Source organism: Brachybacterium fresconis (assembly GCF_017876515.1).
Taxonomy (GTDB): domain Bacteria; phylum Actinomycetota; class Actinomycetes; order Actinomycetales; family Dermabacteraceae; genus Brachybacterium; species Brachybacterium fresconis.
Genome location: NZ_JAGIOC010000001.1, coordinates 435418 through 455816 on the forward strand (window position 1 = coordinate 435418; position 20399 = coordinate 455816).

At 72.3% G+C, this 20399-nt stretch carries 20 protein-coding genes and 1 tRNA gene; 3 read left to right on the forward strand and 18 right to left on the reverse strand.

Annotated features, from left to right (window positions below):
• Positions 1–44: 44 nt before the first annotated feature.
• The 7 genes from JOF44_RS01960 to JOF44_RS01990 all read right to left on the reverse strand — a co-directional run bounded on the left by JOF44_RS01960 (position 45) and on the right by JOF44_RS01990 (position 8218).
• Entirely contained in the window at positions 45–1013 is a 969-nt protein-coding gene (locus tag JOF44_RS01960) for an FKBP-type peptidyl-prolyl cis-trans isomerase (protein WP_209886683.1), read from the reverse strand.
• A gap of 110 nt (positions 1014–1123) precedes the next feature.
• Positions 1124–2521, reverse strand: a complete 1398-nt coding sequence (pafA, locus tag JOF44_RS01965) for a Pup--protein ligase (RefSeq protein ID WP_209886686.1) — start codon at positions 2519–2521, stop codon at positions 1124–1126.
• A 4-nt stretch (positions 2522–2525) separates the two neighbouring features.
• A complete protein-coding gene (locus JOF44_RS01970) occupies positions 2526–2714 on the reverse strand; it encodes a ubiquitin-like protein Pup (RefSeq protein ID WP_209886689.1) in 189 nt (62 codons plus the stop codon).
• Between the two features lie 10 nt (positions 2715–2724).
• Complete coding sequence (gene dop / locus JOF44_RS01975; protein ID WP_209886692.1) at positions 2725–4413, reverse strand: depupylase/deamidase Dop; 1689 nt, start codon at positions 4411–4413, stop codon at positions 2725–2727.
• Positions 4410–5984: a proteasome ATPase gene (arc, locus tag JOF44_RS01980; RefSeq protein ID WP_377785256.1), complete on the reverse strand. Its 1575-nt coding sequence runs from the start codon at positions 5982–5984 to the stop codon at positions 4410–4412. Before arc ends, dop begins: the two co-directional genes overlap by 4 nt.
• A 30-nt stretch (positions 5985–6014) precedes the next feature.
• Positions 6015–7049, reverse strand: a complete 1035-nt coding sequence (locus JOF44_RS01985) for a tRNA (adenine-N1)-methyltransferase (protein WP_209886696.1) — start codon at positions 7047–7049, stop codon at positions 6015–6017.
• A 53-nt stretch (positions 7050–7102) separates the two neighbouring features.
• Positions 7103–8218, reverse strand: a complete 1116-nt coding sequence (locus JOF44_RS01990; protein ID WP_209886699.1) for a M50 family metallopeptidase — start codon at positions 8216–8218, stop codon at positions 7103–7105.
• A 106-nt stretch (positions 8219–8324) separates the two neighbouring features.
• Here JOF44_RS01990 and JOF44_RS01995 point away from each other — a divergent pair, with 106 nt between their 5' ends.
• Entirely contained in the window at positions 8325–9134 is an 810-nt protein-coding gene (locus JOF44_RS01995) for a PAC2 family protein (protein ID WP_209886702.1), read from the forward strand.
• A gap of 42 nt (positions 9135–9176) precedes the next feature.
• On the opposite strand, the gene mshC is transcribed toward JOF44_RS01995, so the two are convergent.
• From mshC to JOF44_RS02010, 3 genes are all read right to left on the reverse strand, one after another.
• Entirely contained in the window at positions 9177–10433 is a 1257-nt protein-coding gene (gene mshC / locus JOF44_RS02000; RefSeq protein ID WP_209886704.1) for a cysteine--1-D-myo-inosityl 2-amino-2-deoxy-alpha-D-glucopyranoside ligase, read from the reverse strand.
• Positions 10434–10485: 52 nt separating this feature from the next.
• Positions 10486–11358 carry an undecaprenyl-diphosphate phosphatase gene (locus JOF44_RS02005; RefSeq protein WP_209886707.1) on the reverse strand — a complete coding sequence of 291 codons (873 nt, stop codon included), beginning with the start codon at positions 11356–11358 and terminating at the stop codon, positions 10486–10488.
• A gap of 140 nt (positions 11359–11498) precedes the next feature.
• A complete protein-coding gene (locus JOF44_RS02010; RefSeq protein WP_209886710.1) occupies positions 11499–11837 on the reverse strand; it encodes a DNA primase in 339 nt (112 codons plus the stop codon).
• A 98-nt stretch (positions 11838–11935) separates the two neighbouring features.
• Between JOF44_RS02010 and JOF44_RS02015 the strand changes: the two genes are divergently transcribed.
• Positions 11936–12232, forward strand: coding sequence for a DUF5703 family protein (locus JOF44_RS02015; protein WP_209886712.1), 297 nt, complete (start codon positions 11936–11938; stop codon positions 12230–12232).
• A 105-nt stretch (positions 12233–12337) separates the two neighbouring features.
• Positions 12338–12850 (forward strand): hypothetical protein, encoded by a 513-nt coding sequence (locus JOF44_RS02020; protein WP_209886715.1) that lies wholly within the window; start codon positions 12338–12340, stop codon positions 12848–12850.
• Between the two features lie 10 nt (positions 12851–12860).
• Here JOF44_RS02020 and JOF44_RS02025 read toward each other — a convergent pair whose 3' ends face one another.
• The 8 genes from JOF44_RS02025 to alaS form a co-directional block, all read right to left on the reverse strand.
• Positions 12861–13715: a TrmH family RNA methyltransferase gene (locus JOF44_RS02025; RefSeq protein WP_209886718.1), complete on the reverse strand. Its 855-nt coding sequence runs from the start codon at positions 13713–13715 to the stop codon at positions 12861–12863.
• Positions 13712–14179, reverse strand: coding sequence for a tRNA (cytidine(34)-2'-O)-methyltransferase (locus JOF44_RS02030; protein ID WP_209886721.1), 468 nt, complete (start codon positions 14177–14179; stop codon positions 13712–13714). The genes JOF44_RS02025 and JOF44_RS02030 overlap by 4 nt, the downstream gene beginning before the upstream one ends.
• Before the next feature lie 118 nt (positions 14180–14297).
• Positions 14298–14383, reverse strand: a tRNA-Leu gene (locus JOF44_RS02035).
• Between the two features lie 92 nt (positions 14384–14475).
• Complete coding sequence (locus JOF44_RS02040) at positions 14476–14886, reverse strand: hypothetical protein (RefSeq protein ID WP_209886725.1); 411 nt, start codon at positions 14884–14886, stop codon at positions 14476–14478.
• Positions 14887–15000: 114 nt separating this feature from the next.
• Positions 15001–15867, reverse strand: a complete 867-nt coding sequence (locus JOF44_RS02045) for a shikimate dehydrogenase (protein ID WP_209886729.1) — start codon at positions 15865–15867, stop codon at positions 15001–15003.
• 2 nt (positions 15868–15869) lie between these two features.
• Positions 15870–17036, reverse strand: coding sequence for an endolytic transglycosylase MltG (gene mltG / locus JOF44_RS02050; RefSeq protein WP_209886731.1), 1167 nt, complete (start codon positions 17034–17036; stop codon positions 15870–15872).
• The gene (gene ruvX / locus JOF44_RS02055) at positions 17033–17572 is read right to left on the reverse strand and encodes a Holliday junction resolvase RuvX (RefSeq protein ID WP_209886734.1); all 540 of its coding nucleotides are present in this window, start codon (positions 17570–17572) and stop codon (positions 17033–17035) included. The genes mltG and ruvX overlap by 4 nt, the downstream gene beginning before the upstream one ends.
• The gene (gene alaS, locus JOF44_RS02060; protein ID WP_209886737.1) at positions 17569–20277 is read right to left on the reverse strand and encodes an alanine--tRNA ligase; all 2709 of its coding nucleotides are present in this window, start codon (positions 20275–20277) and stop codon (positions 17569–17571) included. Before alaS ends, ruvX begins: the two co-directional genes overlap by 4 nt.
• Positions 20278–20399 lie beyond the last annotated feature (122 nt).

Here is a 20399-nt window from a genome sequence, read left to right on the forward strand (position 1 = left end):
TTCCGGGGATGGTTCCGGTCTGGTCGGTCCGTGCGATGCGCGGCTCAGTCCACGCGATGCGCGGCGTCGAGGATGTCGATGACGAAGATCAGCGTCTGGCCGGCGAGCTCGTGCTGGGACTCCTCCGTGGTGCCGTAGGCCTCGGCCGGCGGCACCACCAGCATCACCTGGCTGCCGACGGGGAGGTCGAGGAGGTTCTGGTCCCAGCCGGCGATGACCTTGCCGCTCCCCTGGACGAAGGAGAACGGGGCGCCGCGGTCCCAGGAGGAGTCGAACTGCTTGCCGTCGGCCCAGCTCCAGCCGGTGTAGTGCATGACCAGGTAGTCGCCCTCGCGGGTGGTGTCCCCGGTGCCGACGATGAGCTCCTCGCGGGTGGTCCCCGAGGGCGGGTCGCCCTCGGGGGCGCCCTCGAGCGCGGGGGCGCCGTTCTCGCCCAGGGTGACGGCCGGGAAGTCTCCGGAGGGGTCTCCGGGCTCGCCCTCGGCGCGCAGGGGTTCGACGATGCGGTCGATGTCGGCGACCTGGATCAGGGAGCGGGCCTGCCCGGACTGGTCCTGCTGCCAGCCGGCCATCGCGAAGCGCGAGCCGACCGTCATGGTGGTGAAGACGTCGAAGGCCGCCTGGCCGACGCCGTCGGCGGTGACCTGCAGGCCACCGGCCGGGGCGCCCTGCCACCAGGACTGGAGGGTCTCGCCGCTGCTGGCGTCGACGTAGAGGCTGCGCCAGATCAGGGTGTCGCCCTCGGCGATGGTGGCACCGTCGCCCGGCACGACGACCTCGGCGTCGGCCGCGGAGATGCTCAGCGGGGCGGAGAACTCGACCGTCGGCTCCGCGCCGAGGTCCTCGCTGATCGTGACGCCCGAGAGCGCGGGCGGCCCGCCGCCCTCGGAGCCCCCGCCCGCGTCGGAGGCACCGGTGGCCTCGGGGTCGGAGCCGTCCTCGGAGCAGGCGGCCAGACCGATGACGGCGGAGGCGGCGAGGGCGGTGGTCAGCAGCGTGCGGCGGCGGATCAAGAGCGGGCCTTTCGGATCAGGGCCCCGAGCGGGGCGCGGGCACCAGGGTACGGGGCCCGGGCGGTGCCGTTCCCAGGGTGGGGACGGTCACCGGACCGGTCGTCCATGCCTCAGGCAGGAGGAGCCGGCGGCGCTGCGGCCTCGCCGTGCTCGCGGATCTCCTCGAGCAGGGCGTCGACCTCCGGCAGCGAGGTCGCGAAGGGGTCCAGCACCTGCACCGGCATGGCACCGGGGCGGGTCAGACGCAGGGTGGTCCAGTCCGCCACGTGGTCGACGCCGTACTGCTGGGCGGCGGTGACGACCTGGCCGCGCAGGTGGGCGCGGGTGGTGGTCGGTGCGTGCTCGCGGGCGTTCTCCACCTGCCGCTCCTGAAGCACCGACGGGGCCAGGCCTCGGCGCCGGAGCACCTGGAAGACGCTGCCGGAGGGATCGATGTCGTGATAGGCGAGGTCGAGCCGTTCGATCTCCGGATCGGCCAGGGTCACGCCGCGTCGGGCGGTGACCTGATCGAACAGCTTCTCCTTGATCGCCCAGTCGAGATGGGTCGCCGCCCACGAGCGGTCCCCCGTGCGGACCGCGTCGATCCCCTGCTGCCAGGTCTGCAGCACCTCCTGCTCGGCATCGCCCTCGGCGACGTCCGCGGCGAGGTCCAGCCAGCGCTGCTGCACCTCGACGGCGGTGGTGGCGCTTCCGTTCGCGGTGGGGATGGCCTGCTGCCCCGTGAGGTCTCGGGCGACGGCGCGGATCGTGGCGATGTCGTCGTGCAGGGCGAGCTCGGGCAGCGCCCGCCCGCTCTCGATCACCCGCAGCACCAGGTCCGTGGTGGCGAAGCGCAGGTGGGTGGAGACCTCGCTCATGGTGGAGTCGCCCACGATGATGTGCAGGCGGCGGAAACGGGTGGGGTCGCCGTGCGGCTCGTCGCGGGTGTTGATGATGGGGCGGGTGCGGGTGGTCGCCGAGGAGACCGCCTCCCACATGTGGTCGCTGCGGCGGGAGAAGACGAAGCGGCCCTCGGGCGCGGCGTCGTCGCGGACCACTCCCCCGGCGCCGGTGATGATCTGGCGGGTGACCAGGAACGGCAGCAGGTAGCGGGGCAGGCGGGTGAACTCTCCCCGGCGGTCCACGAGGTAGTTCTCGTGGGACCCGAAGGCGTTGCCCGCGGAGTCGACGTTGTTCTTGAGCAGGTGGATGCGGGCGTCCTGCCCCTCGGCGGCCAGACGCTGATCGGCCTGGGCGGCGAGGTCCGCGAAGATCCGCTCCCCGGCCCGGTCCTGGGCGACCAGCTCCCACCAGTCGTCGCACTCGGCGGTGGCGTACTCCGGGTGGGAGCCCACGTCGAGGTAGAGCCGCGCCGCATTGCGCAGGAACACGTTCGAGGAGCGGCCCATCGCCACCACCGGGCGGAACAGCTCCCGGGCGGCCGCCTCCGGCTCCAGGGCACGGGTGCCGTCGGCCCGCACGCACACCAGTCCGAACTCGGTCTCCAGTCCTCCGACGCGACGGATCATCGTGTCACTGGCCGCCCTTCTGGACGAAGGAGCGCACGAACGTCTCGGCGTTGGACTCCAGCACCGAGTCGATCTCGTCGAGCAGGTCGTCGGCGCCCTGGGCGGAGGCGAAGGTCTGGCCGCCGGCGGCGTCAGGGGCGTCGTCCGCGTCGTCGTCGTGGTGGCCGGGGCCGTGCAGGGACTGCTGGGACATGAGGTCCTCCTCAGGACTCGGAGACGGCCCGGCGCAGTGCGTCGAGGATCGTCTCGGGATCAGCGGACAGGTCGATGCCGTACCGGGCGCACCAGGCCGCGGAGCCGAGGCGCGGATCGGCCAGACGCAGGCGGTGCCCGCCCTCGGGGCCGGCGAGCGTGATCGCATCCCACCCTGCCGACGGCACGTGCTCGCCGTGGGCGGCGATGAGGCCTCCTCGCAGGTGGGCCCGGGTCGAGGTGGGAGCGGTGGTGACAGCCGCGTCCACCTCGTCCTGGTCGACCAGGGTGGTCACGGCGCCGGCGGCGCGCAGCTTCGTGAACAGCCCGCGGCCGGGGCGCAGATCCGAGAACTGCAGGTCGACCATGACCAGGCGCGGATCCGACCAGTCCAGGCCGTGCCGGGAGCGGTAGCGCTGAAGCAGCTGGAGCTTGGCGACCCATTCGACGCGGTGCGCGGCGAGAGACGGGTCCTGCTCCAGCAGGTCGAGCAGCTCGCCCCAGGTGACGAGCACCTGCGCGGTCTCCTCGTCCTCGCGGTCCGCGGCCGCGGAGAGCGCCTCGAGCAGGAGGCGCTGGATCGCCAGGGCGGTCAGCTCGCGGCCGTCGGCCATCGTCACCGTGGCCTGCAGGGAGGGGTCGTGGCTGATGGTGCGGACCGCGGCGACGGGGTCGGCCAGACGCAGGTCCGGCAGGATCGGGTCCCCGGTGCGGTGCTCCTCCTCCAGCGCGGCCAGCACCAGCGAGGTGGTGCCGAGCTTGAGGAAGGTGGATTCCTCCAGCAGGTTCGCGTCTCCGATGATCAGGTGCAGGCGGCGGAAGCGGGAGGGGTCCGAATGCGGCTCGTCGCGGGTGTTGACGATCGGGCGGTTCAACGTCGTCTCGAGCCCCACCTCGGCCTCCATGAAGTCGGCGCGGGAGGAGAGCTGGAAGCCGGGGTGCTCGCCGCGGGTGCCCCGACCCACGCGGCCGGCGCCGACGAGCACCTGGCGGGTGGCGAGGAAGGGCAGCATCGCGGCGGTGACCCGCTCGAAGGGCACCGCCCGGTCCACGAGATAGTTCTCGTGGGTGCCGTAGGAGGCGCCCTTGCCGTCGGTGTTGTTCTTGTACAGCGCCACGTCGGGGATCCCCTCGGCGGCCTCGAGGATCTCCATCGCGGAGCGGGCGATCTCCTCGCCGGCGCGGTCGACGACCACGGCTTCGCGGGCCCGCATGACTTCGGGGGCGGAGTACTCCGGGTGGGCGTGGTCGACGTACCAGCGGGCCCCGTTGCGCAGCACGGCGTTGCCGATGGAGCGCTGCGCCGCCCAGGAGAGCACCTCGGCGTCATCGCCCGCGGGGGCGCGCTCCGGGCCGGCCAGCGGCTGGTCCAGCTCGACGCTGGGCACATGCGCGTCGCGCACCTCGTCCGTGAGCTGGGTGGGATGGGCCGCGGCGCGCTGCAGCTCGAAGCCGCGGGCGTCGCGCAGCGGCGTCTCGTCCCCGTAGTCCCAGCGCACGCGGCGGCCCCGCTCCCCCTCCCGCTCATCGAGCAGGGCGTAGGCGCCGACGACGAGATGGGACAGCAGGATCGCGCTGCCGGCTCCGGCCCGGGAACGGTCCTCGAGATCGGCGTGGATCACCCCGAACTCGGTCTCGATGCCCATCACCCGCTCGGTGGTCAGAGCGGTCTGCGCACGGTGCTCGAGAGGCTCTGTCATCGCAGGGCCTCCTCGTCGGCGGCGGCGGCGCGGGAGCGTCCCTGCAGCGGGACGACGGCGTCGATGCGTCGGCCCCCGGCGCCGGAGACCCGGGCCCAGTCCTCGGGATGGGCCGCCGAGGGCAGGTCCTCGTTCTCCACGAACTCGGCGGTGATCGCATCGCGCAGGTGCTGGGCGGTCAGGCCTTCCTGACCGCCCAGCAGCTGGTCCTTGACGGCGAGCTTCTTGGCGCGGTCGGTGATGTTGCGCAGCGTCGCGCCGGAGACGAAGTCGCGGAAGTGGAGCGTCTCGTCGCTGCCGTCGGCGTACTCCAGACGGACGAAGGCCGAGGAGGGACCGTCGTCGTAGATCTCCGAGACGGCGAGGTCCAGCAGCCCCGTGCGGTCCTCCCGCATGGGCACGGTCTCATCGAGGTAGAGGCCGAGGATCTCGCGGCCGGCGCGGGCATGGGGGCGCCGCACGCGGATCTTCACGTCGAGCCGGCCCGGTCGCAGGATCGCGGGATCGATCATGTCCTCGCGGTTGGAGGCGCCGATGACGATCACGTTGTCCAGGCCCTCCACCCCGTCGATCTCGGCCAGCAGCTGGGGCACGATCGTGGTCTCCACGTCGCTGGACAGCCCGGTGCCGCGGGTGCGGAACAGGGCCTCCATCTCGTCGAAGAAGATCACCACGGGATGGTCGGCGGCGGCCTTCTCCCGGGCTCGCTCGAACACCAGGCGGATCGAACGCTCGGTCTCGCCGACGTACTTGTTCAGCAGCTCGGGGCCCTTGACGTTCAAGAATGCCGAGTTCTCCAGGGCCTCGGCGACGCTGACGCCGCGCACCTCGGCGCTGCGCAGCACCAGCTCGTGGGCGACGGCCTTGGCGATCATCGTCTTGCCGCAGCCGGGCGGGCCGTACAGCAGCACGCCCTGCGGCGGGCGCAGGCCGTAGGTGCGGTAGAGATCCTGCTGCAGGAACGGCAGCTCGACGGCGTCACGGATCGCTTCGATCTGGTCGCCGAGCCCGCCGATCTCCTCGAAGGACACGTCGGGGACCTGCTCGAGGACGAGGTCGGTGATCTCGGCGCGGTCGATGCGCTCCAGCACCAGCTGCGCCTTGAGGTCGACCAGGACGTGGTCCCCCGGGTGCAGCGTCTCCTCGGTCAGCCCGCCCGCCCGGCGCAGCGCACGGATGTCGTCGGGCGCGACGGCCACCAGCAGCCGGGTGTCGGCGAGGGACTCGACCACGGGGACCACGTTGCCGGCGTCGCTGGGGGCGACGGCCTCCACTGCTGCCAAGGACTCGTTCAGCCGCAGCTCGGCGCCGGGGGCGAGGGCGTCCAGGTCCAGGCTCGCGGCGGTCGCCACCCGCAGCCTGCGCCCGTTGTGCAGCACGTCGATCGTGGTGCCCTCGGTGCGGCGCAGGAAGGTCGCGTAGGAGTTCGGCGGGTCCCCGACCCGTTCGAGGTCGCTCTTGAGCTCGACGATCTGGGCGCGGGCGGCGCGCAGCGACCCCGTGAGCCGCTCGTTGTGGGCGGCGATCTTGTCCAGCTCGGCGGTCATCTCCGCATAGGTCTTCATCGTCATCAGTGTCCCTGCTCTCCCTCCCTCGGTGGTTCAGCGGTCGCGGCCCTGTCGGATGTCGCGCAGCGCGCGCTTGAGCTTCCGCGGCGCGACGCCGCGCTCCCCCACGTCCTGCGGTCCCCACTCGGTCGAGGCGCCGCCGAAGCCCTCGTTGGCGGGATCGGCCAGCTCCTCCTCGACCCGGGAGCCCGGCGCGGGTCGGGTCACGCGGGTCAGGGCCTTGGTCCCGTGGGCCGTCCGCCGGGAGGTCAGCAGGAAGCCGGTGTGGGCGTTCATCCGGTGCTCGGGGCGCACCGCGAGGCCCTCCAGGTGCCAGGGCCGCACGAAGGACTCCCAGGCGAAGGGCTCGGTGAACTCGCCATGGTCCCGCAGGGCCTCGGCGGTCCGGGAGAGCTGGGTGACGGTCGCGACATAAGTGAGGAACACGCCGCCGGAGACGAGCACCTCGGCGGCCGCGTCGATGCACTCCCAGGGGGCCAGCATGTCCAGCACCACGCGGTCCACGGCGGGCCCGTCCGGGCACAGCGTCGGGGCGACGTCCTGGAAGTCCCCGATGGTGAGGTCCCACGTGGGGTGGGGGGCGCCGAAGTAGGTCTCGACGTTCTCCCGGGCGACCTCGGCGAAGTCCTCGCGGCGCTCGATCGAGTGGACGCTGCCCTCCTCGCCCACGGCGCGCAGCAGCGCGGTGGTCAGACCGCCGGAGCCGACGCCCGCCTCGAGCACCCTCGCGCCGGGGAAGATGTCGCCCCACATGAGGATCTGCGCGGTGTCCTTGGGGTAGATGATCGCGGCGCCGCGCGGCATCGAGAGCATGTAGTCGGCGTACAGCGGCCGCAGCGCCTGGTAGCGGGTGCCTCGGGAGTCCTCGACGACCACGCCGTCCTCGGCCCCGATCAGCTGGTCGTGCTCGAGCACGCCGCGATGGGTGTGGAACTGGCCGCCGGGGCGCAGGGTGATGGTGTGCAGTCGGTTCTTGGTGTCGGCGAGCTGGACCTTGTCGCCCAGATCGAAGGAACCGGTGCGGTCCAGGCCGCGGCGGGGAGCTCGGGGCGTGGGCTGCTGCGTCATGCGTCCCAGCATATGACGGGACCTGAGACGTCGGCGATCAGGTGTCGCCGTGTTCACCGTCCGCGCAGGAGTCCATTGACATCGGCGCTCATGATGATCCCGCGCGCCCGCTCGTCGCTCTCGCGGACCAGGTAGGCGGGCAGGGGGTGGGAGAGCATCACGGAGATCAGCGCATTGCCGCGCAGGGAGGCGTCCAGCAGCCCGATCTCCCCCACGGATCCGGCGACGGCGCTGACGGGCGTCCGGTCGCGGTGCGCTGCCGGGACGGCGGCCGCCGCGGCGGGGTGGATGCGATAGGCACGGCCGAGCGTGCCGGGCCGGGCGGCGGTGCGGTCCAGGACCAGCACGGCGTCGAGGTCCGTGCCGCCGCCGAGCTCCGCGAGCACCTGCTGCGGGCCGACCAGATGCATCGGGCGGGCCAGCGCCGCGGCGTCGAGCGTCTCGACGCGATGCTGCAGGGTCGCGGCCTGCAGCGCCCGGGAGGCGCCCTGCCAGAGCATCCCGGCGATCAGCAGCGCCCACAGCAGCGTCAGCAGGCCGAGGGAGCCGGTGCCGCGGGCCCCCACGATCCGCCACAGCGGCACCGCCACCACGGCCACTGCGATGGCGCGGCCGATCCAGGCTGTCACGCGCGTGCCCAGCAGGACGTCGCCGAGTACCCCGCCCAGCAGGGCCTCCAGGGCGCGACCGCCGTCCATCGGCAGACCGGGCAGCAGGTTGAACAGGGCCAGGGCGATGTTCAGGAAGCTGCAGTAGGTCCAGAGCACGTCGGCGGGGGTGCCCGGGAGGCTCAGGGCCCCCAGGCCCGTGGTGAGGGCGGCGAGCACGCCGTTGGCCAGCGGTCCGGACAGCGAGATCACGACCGAGGCGACGGTGCCCAGGGCCTCGCCGCGGTACTGGGTGTGTCCGCCCCAGAGGGTCAGGGCGATGTGGTCGACCCGCGCGCCGAAGGCGTGGGCGCTCAGCGCGTGCGAGGCCTCGTGGGCCAGGACGGAGACGATCATGAACACCGCGATGCCGAGTGCCAGCAGCGCGCCGGTCGTCGCCGAGGCGCCGGAGCCGCCCAGGCCCGGGTACAGGATCACGGCGAGCACCAGGACGGTCACCAGAGTGCCGGGACTGACCTGGATGGGCGGCAGCGCGCCCAGGCGCAGCGTCGGGCTCTTCATAGTGCGTCTCCTCCGTGCCCAGGCGGTCGCGGTCCGGGCCAGGGCGAGGATATCCGGTGCTCCTGCGCACAGGCTCCGCCCGGTCGCCGAAGCCTATGATGGAGTGATGAGTCGAATCGCCATCACCGCGTTCAGCGGGTGGAACGACGCGGGAGAGGCCGCCAGCGGGGTGATCGAGCATCTGCTGCAGGTGTGGCCCTCGCGGCCCGTCGGAGCCGTCGATGCCGAGGATTTCATCGATTTCCAGGTCAACCGCCCCGAGATCCGCACCTCCGAGGAGGGCCTGCGGGTCATCGACTGGCCGGACACCGAGCTGCGGATCGTCCAGCCGCCGCGCGGTCCCGAGATCGTCACCGTCCTGGGCCCGGAGCCCTCGCTGCACTGGAAGCGCTTCTGCGACGAGGTGCTCGAGCAGCTGCAGGCGCTGGACGTGAGCTCGGTCATCTCCCTGGGGGCGCTGCTGGCCGATTCCCCGCACTCCCGTCCGCTGCCCGTCTCCGCCGAGGTCGAACCGGGTCGCGCCGAGCCGGTGGACGGCAGCGAGCTGTACACGGGGCCGATCGGGGTGCCGACGATCCTCGCCCGCCGCACCGCGAGCGCCGGGATGCGGACCACCAGCACGTGGGTGCAGGTCCCCCATTACGTGTCCCAGAACGCCTCGCCGAAGGCGGTGCTGGGTCTGCTGCGGGAGGTGCAGTCGCTGGTCAGCGCGCCGATCCCGCTGTCCGAGCTGGTCGAGGACGCCGAGGCCTGGGAACGGGGGGTCGACGAACTGGCCCGCACCGACGAGGATGTCGCCGAGTACGTGCGGCGCCTGGAGCGCGCCCAGGACGCGGCGGAGCTGCCGGAGGCCAGCGGCGACGCGATCGCCGAGGAGTTCGAGCAGTTCCTGCGGCGACGACGCGAATCGGAGTGAGCCCGGCCGGGCCGGGGACCCGCCGCGCCCGCCCCGCCTCGCTCAGCCGCGCAGCGTCAGGCCGAACAGGGCATCGGTCGCGGATGCGACGTCGCCGGGTCCGTCATCCTCGCCGCCCGGACGCGGCCCAGGGGCGGCCGCCCAGGCGTCGAGGACCGTGAGCGCCGAGGGGGTGTCGAGATCCTCGCGCAGCGCAGCGCGCAGCGCCGCGACCGTCCCCGGGTGGTGGCCGCCGCGCTCCGCGGCGGCACGGTAGGACGCCAGCCGCGTGCCGGCGCGCTCGAGCTCCTGATCCGTCCAGGCCCAGTCTGAGCGGTAGTGGTGGGCCATGAGCACCAGGCGGATCAGCATCGGGTCGACGCCGTCGCGGACCAGGCGATGGACGAAGACGAGGTTGCCCAGCGACTTGCTCATCTTCTCGCCCTCGTAGCCCACCATCCCGCTGTGGGTGTACACGGCGGCGAAGCCGCGTCCCGTCCCGATCGCATGGGCGGCGCCCAGGTCGTGGTGGGGGAAGACCAGGTCGCTGCCGCCGGCCTGCACGTCGAAGGGCAGCCCCAGGGCGTCCTCGGCGATGGAGACGCACTCCACGTGCCAGCCGGGTCGGCCCCGGCCCAGCGCGCCGGCGTCCCACGCGGGTTCGCCCGTGCGCTCGGCCCGCCACACCAGGGGGTCGAAGGTGCCGCGCTTGCCCTCGCGCTCGGGGTCCCCGCCGCGCTCGGCGAACACCTCGAGCATCTGCTGCTCGTCCCAGCCGGAGACGTCCCCGAGGGCCCCGTCGATCGACAGGTCGAGATACCAGTCCACGCCTGCGGCGTCCGCGGCATCGGGAGCCGTGACGGGATAGGCGCGGCCGCGCTCGCGCAGGGTGGTCACGGTGGCGATGATGTCGTCCATCGCCTCGCTCACCGACCGGTACGTCTCCGGGGCGATGATCCGCAGCTGTTCCATGTCCTCGGCGAACAGGGCCGTCTGGGAGGCGGCGAGATCTCGCCAGTCGACGCCGTCGCGGGCGGCGCGCTCGAACAGGGGGTCGTCGACGTCGGTCACGTTCTGGGCGACCTCCACCTCGAGCCCGGTGTCGAGCAGGGCGCGGCGCATGAGGTCCGTGGCGTGGTATGTGGCGGCGTGCCCGAGATGCGTCGCGTCGTAGGGGGTGATGCCGCAGACGTACAGCCGTGCCCGCCCGGGCAGCAGCGGGATCAGCGGCGCCGTACGACCGGTCCGGGTGTCGTGCAGCCGCAGCGGCACACCGGAGGCGGGAAGGGGCGAGATCGACGGGGAGGTCCAGGAATGCACCCCCCGATCATACGGCCCGCGACCTGGGCCGGGCGCCGCTGTGAGACCTCCCTCAGGACCCCGCCAGCGGGTCGACGACGCCGAACCAGAGCAGGCCCAGCAGCACCAGTCCGGCGACCACGCGATACACCACGAACATCAGGTAGGAGTGGTTCTCGATGATGCGCATGAACCACACGATCACCGCGAAGCCGACGCCGAAGGCCACGACGGTCGCGACGATGATCGCCAGCAGCGAGGGTTCCCCGGCCGCCGCCGCGGCGGCGCGCCCGTCGGCGCTCAGCAGGGCCGGGACCTCCTGGGCCGCCTTGTACAGCCCGGAGGCGAACACGGCGGGCACGGCCAGCAGGAAGGCATAGCGCGCTGCGGCCTTGCGCGAGTAGCCCATGAGCAGGCCCGCGGTGATGGTGCCGCCGGAGCGGGAGACGCCCGGGATCAGGGCCAGCGCCTGGGCGAGGCCGAACAGGATGCCGTCGCGGACGCTGAGCTCGGTGAGCTCCTTGCGCTGAGGGGCGATGCGGTCGGCCAGGCCCAGCAGGAGGCCGAAGACGATCAGCGTCGTGGCGGTGAGGTAGAGATTGCGCAGGCCGTGGTCGATCTGTTCCTCGAACAGCAGCCCGAGCACCCCGATCGGGATCGAGCCGATGATCACCAGCCAGCCCATCCGCACGTCGGGATCGGAATGCGGGACCTTCCCGGCCAGCGCCTTGAACCACTTCCCGATGATGCGGGTGATGTCCTGCCAGAAGTAGATCAGCACCGCCGTCTCGGTGCCCAGCTGGATGATGGCCGTGAAGGCGGCGCCCGGGTCCTGCCCGGGATTCATCAGCTCGCCCACCACGCGCACGTGGGCGCTCGAGGAGACGGGGAGGAACTCGGTCAGAGCCTGGACGAGACCCAGGACGACCGCCTCGATGAACGACATGGACTCTCCTCGATGACGGCGACGCTCGCACAGGGCCGACGCGATCGTCGGCCTCGCACAGAGTACGCGGCACCGGGCATCGTGCCCGGTGCCGCGCGGGGACCAGTGGTGAAGATGACGTGCAGGATCAGCGGACGGGCTCAGCGCCCGTCGTCGCCCCCGTACTCGTCGTCATCGTCATCGTCATCGTCGTCATCGTCCGAGTCGTAGTCGTCCTCGTCGTCCTCGAAGTCGTCGAGATCGTCGAAGTCGTCCTCATCGTCATCGTCGTCGTCCTCACCGTCGAAGACGATGAGGGGCGTGGCGATGTCGTACGCGTCGAAGAGTGCGTCGTCGTAGGTGTCGAAGGCCGTGGTGAGCTGCTCGGTGGCGGCATCCAGGGCGGGATCGTCGTCACCGCGGGAGGCGGAGGCCGCCTCATAGTGACGTTCGAGGGCAGCGATCAGCGCAGCGAGAGCGGAGCGAGGATCCGTGTTCATGGTTGGACGGTACCGCGTCCGACGGCAGAATGGACAGCGGATACGGCCGGAACGCCCATGACGGCGTCCCGGCGCCGGACGCGCACAGGAGGAAGCCCTTGCCGGGAACCCATGAGCCCCTTCTCGCCCAGGTCGAGCACGTGCGGGATCCGCGGCGGGTCCGGGACCTGCCTCTGGAGGAGGGTCGCGCCGCCGAGGACTACGAGTTCCAGATCATCACGGTCCCGCGCAGCAGTTCGGTGGGGCAGGTCCGCGCCGCTCTGACCGACGAGGCCGAGTACGGCCGCTGGGAGCACGCCCGCACCCGCCGCTATCTCGGCGGCGGCCGGAAGGTGTGGTTGCGCCGGCGGATCATCCGCGTCCAGTCCACGCTCGGCCGGCCGCCGACGGTCTGAGGCGCTCGGCGCCCGCGGACGGGGCGCCTCCTGCCGACGGGGCCGCCGTCCACCACCGGAGCGGTCCGCGCCCGCCGGGCGCTCGGTTCTGGTCCAATGACGGGCATGGATCCTGCCTCCGCGACGACGCTGCTGCCGTTGGCGGTGCTGGCACTCGTCTACCTCCCGCCCGCGCTGGTGCTGGCGTGGGTCGACGGGCGGGAGCACCGCCTGCCCAACCGGTGGGTGGGCGGACTGACCCTGGCGGTCGCCGTCGCGCTCGCGCTCGCCGGCCTCACCGTCCCCGGGCTGCGGGAGGACCTGCGGGCGGCCGCCGTGCTGGCGCTCGTGCTGGGCCTGGGGGCGATCCTGCTGGCCCTGCTCGCTCCCCCGCTGCTGGGTATGGGGGACGCGAAGACGCTGCCGGTGGTGGTGCTGATGAGCGCGGCGCTCGGCGGGGAGGTGCTGATCGCCGCGCTGCTCGGGATCGCCGTGGTCAGCGGGGTGGCCGGCGCGGCGGTGATGGTCGCCACGGGCCGGGCCGGGGTGCGCTTCGCCGTCGGACCCGTGCTGCTGGCGGGCCCGTTCCTGGGCCTGCTCGGGGCTCCGCTGGTGCAGGTCGCTCTCGGCACCGCCTGAGAGCGCGGGATCAGCCGCGGACGCGGCCTCGCTGGCGGCGTGCTTCGTACAGGGCGATCGAGCCGGCCACCGAGGCGTTCAGCGAGGAGGCGCTGCCGCCCATCGGGATCTCCGCGACACGGTCGCACGCCTCCTGCCAGCGGGAGCTCATCCCGGTGGTCTCGTTGCCGACCACGAGCACCACGGGACCGGTGAGATCCGCATCGGCCAGTTCGAAGCCGCCGGCTTCGTCCAGGCCGAGGACGGTCCACGGCTCCCCCGTCTCGCGGCGCCGGGCGATCCAGTCCATGACCTCCTGATGGGAGGGGGCGCGCAGGACGGGGACGGCGAAGATCGAACCGGTGCTCGCCCGGATCGCCGCGGGATCCCAGGGGTCCGCGCCGTGCCCGGTGACCACGAGGCCGTCCCCGCCGAGGGCGTCGACGGTCCGGGCCAGCGAGCCGATGTTGCCCGGGCCCGCGGGCCGGTCGAAGACCACCACGATCCCGGGCGGCGACGGGGACAGCCGGGCGAGGTCGTCGGCGGGGACGGCGGCCAGAGCCAGCAGCTCCGGGGCGCCGTCGTCCCGCTCCCCCAGCTCCGCCATCAGTTCGCCGGGGAGCTCCACGACCGGTGCCGGAGGGTCGTCCAGCAGCTCGGCCGCCCACCGCGAGGAGCGCTCGCGCCCGTCGCTCAGCACAGCGCGGATCTCCACGTCGTGCGCGATGGCCTGCGTGATGGGTCGGACCCCTTGGATGAGCATCTCGCCGCTGCGGGTGCGCTTGGTGCGGTTGGTCAGCAGGGCCTGCCACTGCTGGAAGAGCGCGTTGCGGCGCTGGAGCCGGCGCGGCAGGGCGGGGCGCGCCGGGGGTCGGGGGCCGCTCATGCCCCGGCCCCGTCGTATCCCTGCTGGCGCCAGGCCTCGTAGACCGCGATCGAGACGGCATTGGCGAGGTTCAGCGAGCGGCGCGCCGGGAGCATGGGGATCCGCACCCGCGACGTGATGCGGGGATGGGCGAGGACCTGCTCGGGCAGCCCGCTCGGCTCGGTGCCGAACAGCAGAACGTCCTGCGGGGTGTACTCGACCTGGTCGAAGCGCTTATCGGTGTGCGCGGTGAAGGCGAGGACCCGGGCATCGGGGACCGCGGCGAAGGCCTGGTCGAGATCGGGATGGATGCGCACGTCGGCGAGGTCGTGGTAATCCAGGCCCGCGCGGCGCAGCTTCGCGTCCTCGAGGTCGAAGCCGAGGGGCTCGACGAGGTGGAGGCGAGCACCGGTCACGGCCGCCAGCCGGATCGCGTTGCCCGTGTTGCCGGCGATCGCTGGTTCATGGAGGAAGACGTGGACCATGACCATCATCTTCCCACGCCCCCGGACTCTCCCCTGCGCGGTGATCGCCCCTCGCCGCGGCCCGGGGACGCAGAAACCCCTCCTGCCGATGAATCATCGATCAGGAGGGGTGATGTCGTGTCCGAGGGGGGACTTGAACCCCCACGCCCTAACACGGGCACTAGCACCTCAAGCTAGCGCGTCTACCAATTCCGCCACCCGGACAGGTGGTCGCCGCAGCAACGGAAGAAATATAGCACGCACGGGGAACGCACCGAGAACAGAAAAGGCCTCTGCCAGCAGGGACGTGAAGACAATCACGCCATGGCGTCGATGCGGCCGGACACCATCAGCGCGTGCAGCACCCGCAGGGCGACCTCTGCCCGGTCGCCGAGGGCGGGGCGGGCAGATGCGGGCAGGCGCTCGAGGAGATCCTGCAGCGCGGCGGCGGCGAGCACGACCATCGTCGGGTCCGGATCGACGATCTCGGACCCGTCCCAGGACCCCAGCACGTCCAGGACCTCCTCGAGCTCCTCGGCGGCGGAGCGCCGCCCGGCGCTGAGCAGGTCGACGCGCGCCCGGGCGGCCAGCGCGGTGCAGCGGCGCAGCAGAGCGGTCGTGTCGGCGGAGCCGAGGACGGGAATCGTCGCACGCGGCTGGGCGGGAGCCTCGGGGTCCGAGGGTGGCCGATCGGCGGTGCCCTCCTGGGGCCCTCGATCCAGGTCCATGAGTCACTTCCTCGTGCTCGGTCGTCCGCCGTCGGCGGGGCTCGCCGACTGGCGTCACTTTACTACCCCTTTACCGAACCGGACAAGGGATCCGGGTGGTGGAACGGTCCAGGATCACCCGGCGCGGCGAGCGAGCTCGGCCCGGGCGGCCGCGAGCATCCGGGGAACCGGGGCGGAGGGGACGGACAGCATCGAGCGGATCTGCTGGCCGGCCTGGTGGGCGAGCATCTCGAGCCCGTCGGCGACGTTGCCGCCGCGGTCGGCGATGACGGCGGCCAGCGGGGCCGGCCACGGGTCGTAGAGCACGTCCAGGAACTGGGTGGGGACCGTCCGGTCCGCTCCCCGCACCCAGACCTCGGCCACCGCGTCGGCGCCGTCCACGGCCAGTGCGCTGATCAGGACGTCGGCCGCCAGCAGCTCGTGGCTGGAGTCCCAGGGCACCCGGGAGGTGCGCACCCCGGCTCGGATCGCGAGCTCCTCCAGTGCCACGAGCTTGTGGGGGCTGCGGGCCGAGAGCAGGATCTGCTCGGCTCCGAGCTCGACCAGGGCGGCGACGGCGCTGGTGGCGGTCGCTCCGGAGCCGAGGACGGCGCCGGTGGTGGCGGCGCGGGTGCCGTGATCGGCCAGGGCGGCCACGATCCCGTGGACGTCGTGGTTCTCGGCGCGCCAGCGGCCGTCGGACCGACGGATCAGGGTGTTGGCGATCCCCAGGTCCCGGGACGTCGTATCCGTCTCGGCGGCCAGGGCGAAGGCCTCCGGCTTGCCGGGCATGGTCACGCTCAGCCCCGCCAGGTCGCGCCCCGGCCCCGTCGTCAGGAAGGCGGCGAGCTCGCCGGCGGGCACGTCGTAGCGGTCGTAGCTCGCATGCTCGATGCCGAGCTCGGCATAGGCGGTGCGATGCAGCACGGGCGAGAGCGAGTGGGCCACGGGCGAGCCGACGACCGCGAATCGGTCCGGGGACAGGACCGGGTGCACGGGCATGCTCAGCCCTTCTCCTGCGCCCAAGCCTGCCATTCCGCGACGTTCTGCTCGTGCTCCGCCCAGGTGGAGGCGAACTTCGTCTCGCCGGTATCGGTGTTGACGGTGACGAAGTAGAGCCAGCCTCCCTTCGGCGGGTCGAGGGTCGCGTCCAGGGTGGCACCGCCCGGAGAGGCGATCGGGCCCGGCGGCAGTCCCGTGTTGAGGTAGGTGTTGTACGGGCTCTTCGTGTGCCGCTCCTCGTCGGTGGTCCCGACGCTGGCCTCCTTGCCGGTGATGTAGTGGATCGTCGAGTCGAACTGCAGCGGCATCGGGGTGCCGTCGGCCGCCCCGGCCCCCTCGAGCCGGTTGTGGATGGTGCGGATGACCTTGCCGTAGTCCTCGCTCTCGCGGACCTCCAGCTCGGCCAGGGACGCGATGGTGAGCGTCTGGTGCCACTGGTCCTCGGGGATGCCCCGGTCGGTCAGCTGCTTCTCCATCCGGTCCCACATCATCTGGATGACCTCCTCGGCGGTGGCCCCTTCGGGGATGTCGTAGCGACCGGGCCAGAGATAGCCCTCGAGGCTCTTCGCGGAGTTCTTCGGGATGCCGTAGGACGTGTAGTCCTTCGCCGCCTCCTCGAAGTCCTCGACGGGGATCCCGCTGGCCTCGGACAGCAGCGGCCAGATCTGGGTCAGGCGAAGTCCCTCGGGGATGATCACCCGGTGACCGGCGAGGTTCGAGGGGTCCATCAGGGCCTCGAGCGCGTCGGCGGAGGCCATCTTCTTCTGCAGCCGGTACACGCCGGGCTCGATGCCGGAGGCGTCCGGCGTGCTGGCGAAGACGGTCACGAACGGCCCGGTCGACTTGATGACGCCCTCGTCGACCAGGGTGGACGCGATCTCGGTCCCGGTATCGCCCGAGGCGACCTCCACGGTGGCCTCTCCCGTGCCGGGGCCCGGGTAGTCCGTGGCCTCCTGCTCGACGCTGACGTTGGAGGTCAGCCAGCGGTACCCCTGGAACCCGCCGTAGCCGAGTCCGAGGACCACGGCGACGACCAGCACGAAGGGGAGCATGGTGCGCAGGAGGCCGTTGCGCCTGCGGGGCGCTCGACGACGACCGCGGTGCTTCGAGGAACCCGCGGACTGGTCGTCCGCCAGTTCGTCGAAGGACAGTTCATCGTCGTCGCTCATCCGGCGCTCTCCTCATCGTTCGCGACGGTCGGCCCGGGGGCGGGATCGACCGGCTCCCCGGCGCGCGCCCCGGTCGCCCGCTCGATGTCCAGCGCCTGCTGGAGGATCATGACGGCGGCGACCTGGTCGACGACCTGCCGGTGCCTGCGTCCCTTGCGGCCCGAGGAATGCAGGGCGCGATGCGCGGACACGGTGGTCAACCGCTCGTCGAGCAGTCGGACCTCGATGTCCTCGCCGGCCCGGACCAGCATCGCGGCGAGCTCGGCGCAGAAGTCCCGCGCCTTGGCGGCCGCCGCGCCCTCGGACCCGTTCAGGGAGCGCGGGAGCCCCACCATGATGGCACGCGCCTCCGCCTCGATCGCCTCGGCGAGGACACGGCGCGTCGCGGTCTCCCGCTCGAGGGTCTCGACCGGGGTGGCGATCATCCCGTCGAGGTCGCTGCGGGCGAGCCCCACGCGGACATCTCCGACGTCGACGCCGAGCCGGACCCCGCGCGGCAGGCCGGCGGCGTCCTGGGTGCCGTCGGCTCCGCTCATGCCCGGACGGCCTCCTCGAGCGCGCCGCGCACCGCGGACAGGGCCTCGGGGATGCGTGCGGGCTCGCCGCCGCCCCCCTGCGCCAGGTCGGGCTTGCCGCCGCCGCGCCCGCCCATCGCCTCGGCGCCGGTGCGCAGCAGGGACCCGGCTGCCAGGCCCTGGTCCCGGGCGCCGGCGTTGGTGGCCACGACCAGGGCGGCCCGGCCGCCCTCGTGCCCGGTCAGCGCGAGCACGACGGGCGCGTCCTCGCCGAGACGGGTGCGCAGATCCAGGGCGAGGGTGCGCAGATCACCGGCGGCGATCCCCTCCCCCGCATCATGGGCGAGCAGGCGGATGCCGGAGACGTCGACCGTCTGCTCGGCGAGCTTGCCCGCCTCGGCCTGCAGCTGCTGGCCGCGCAGCGCGGCCAGCTGCTTCTCCATGTCCTTCATACGCTGGGTCATCGAGGCGACCCGTTCCGGCAGGTCCTCGCTCGAGCCGACCTTCAGCATCTCGGACAGCTGGGAGACCAGCGCGTGCTCCTTGGCCTGGAAGCGGTAGGCGGACAGCCCCACCAGGGCGTCCACGCGCCGCACGCCGCTGCCGATGGAGGACTCCCCCATCAGCTGGACGCTGCCGATGGCGCCGGTGCTGTCGACGTGCGTGCCGCCGCACAGCTCGCGGGACCAGTCGCCGCCGATGGAGACCACCCGAACGATGTCGCCGTACTTCTCGCCGAACAGCGCCTGGGCGCCGAGCGCGCGGGCCTCGTCGATCGGCATCTGCTGGTCGGTCACGGCCAGCTCGTCCTGGAGCAGGGTGTTCACCCGGCCCTCGATCTGCTCGAGCGCGCTGCGCGGGACACCCTGCCCGTAGCGGAAGTCGAAGCGCATGCGGCCCGGGGAGTTCTCGGAACCGGCCTGCGTCGCGCCCTCGCCGAGCTCCTCGCGCAGGGACTGGTGGACCATGTGGGTCGCGGTGTGCGCCCGGGCGATGGCACCGCGACGGGCCTGGTCGATCGTGGCGACCGCCTCGGTGCCCTGGGCGACGGAGCCCTCGACCAGACGTCCTCGGTGCACGATCAGCCCGCGCACCGGCTTCTGGACGTCGTCGATCTCGACGATGCCGCCGCCGGCGACGGCGACGCGACCCTGGTCGGCGAGCTGGCCGCCCGCCTCGGCGTAGAACGGGGTCGCCGCCAGCACCAGCTCGACGTCGGCCGGGGCGTCCGCCGAGTTCACCAGCGCGCCGTCGACCAGCACGGACTCGACCGTGGTGGCGACGCTCGACTCGGTGTACCCGAGGAACGGCACGTCCTCGCCGCGCTGGCCGAGCAGGCGGTTGTAGATCGCGGTGTCGGTGTGACCGGTCTTCTTGGCGGCCGCATCGGCCCGGGCGCGCTCGCGCTGCTCGGACATCGCGCTGCGGAAGGCGTCCTCGTCGACCGCGAGGCCCGCCTCGGCGGCCATCTCGACGGTGAGGTCGATGGGGAAGCCGTAGGTGTCGTGCAGGCGGAAGGCGTCATCGCCGGGCAGCGAGCGACCGCCGCCGGCGCGCACATCGCCCACCAGCTGGTCGAAGATGGCCGTGCCGGACTCGAGGGTGCGGCGGAACGCCTCCTCCTCGGAGGTGACGATGTCGTCGATGCGCGGGAAGTCCGCCTCCAGCTGCGGGTAGGACTCGACCATCGCCGTCTTCGAGACAGGCAGCAGCGCGGGCATCGCCGGCTCCGTGTAGCCGAGCAGGCGCATCGAACGCACCGCGCGACGGATCAGGCGCCGCAGCACGTAGCCGCGGCCCTCGTTGCCGGGTCGGACCCCGTCGGACACCAGCATCAGCGCGCTGCGCACGTGGTCCCCGACGATGCGCAGGCGCACGTCGTCCTCCGCGTCGGCACCGTAGATGCGGCCGGAGAGCTCCTGGGCCTTCTCGATCACCGGGAAGACCTGGTCGATCTCGTACATGTTCGCCTTGCCCTGGAGCAGGTAGGCCACGCGCTCCACCCCGAGGCCGGTGTCGATCGACTTCTGGTCGAGCTCCCCCAGCAGCGGGTAGTCCTTGCCCTTCCCCTCCCCGCGCAGGAACTGGTCGAACACCAGGTTCCAGATCTCGATGTAGCGGTCCTCGGCATCCGGGCTGCCGGGCCATTCGGGCACGCGGCCGCTCGGGGCGTCGGGTCCGTACTCGGGACCGCGATCGACATGCCACTCACCCGTCGAGCCCGCCGGGCCCGGCTGACCGGTGTCCCAGCAGCTCTCCTCCCACGGCAGCTGCACGACCCGGGAGGGGTCGAGGCCGATCACCTCGGTGACGTGCTGGTAGGACTCCTCGTCCTGCTCCCACAGGGTGAACCAGAGGGACTCGGGGTCGAAGCCGAAGCCGCCCTCGTCCTGCGAGGTGGTCAGCAGCTCCCAGGAGAAGTCGATCGCACCGCGCTTGAAGTAGTCGCCGAAGGAGAAGTTCCCGGCCATCTGGAAGAACGTGCCGTGGCGCGTGGTGCGCCCGACGTTCTCGATGTCATTGGTGCGGATGCACTTCTGCACGCTGACCGCTCGCGCCCAGGGAGCCTTCTCCGTGCCCACGATGTAGGGGATGAAGGGGACCATGCCGGCGATCGTGAAGAGGATCGACGGATCGTTCGACACCAGGGAGGCGCTGGGGACGACCTCATGCTGCTTCTTCGCGAAGAAATCGAGCCAGCGACGATGGATCTCTGAGGTGCGCATGGTCTGGGAAGGTCCTTCCTGGGACACCGGAGGCGGGCGCTCAGCGGCGCCGCAGGGGCAGTGCGGACACGAAGGCCCCGGTCAGGGTACCGGAGTACACCCGCCGGGGCCTTCGCCGCGGT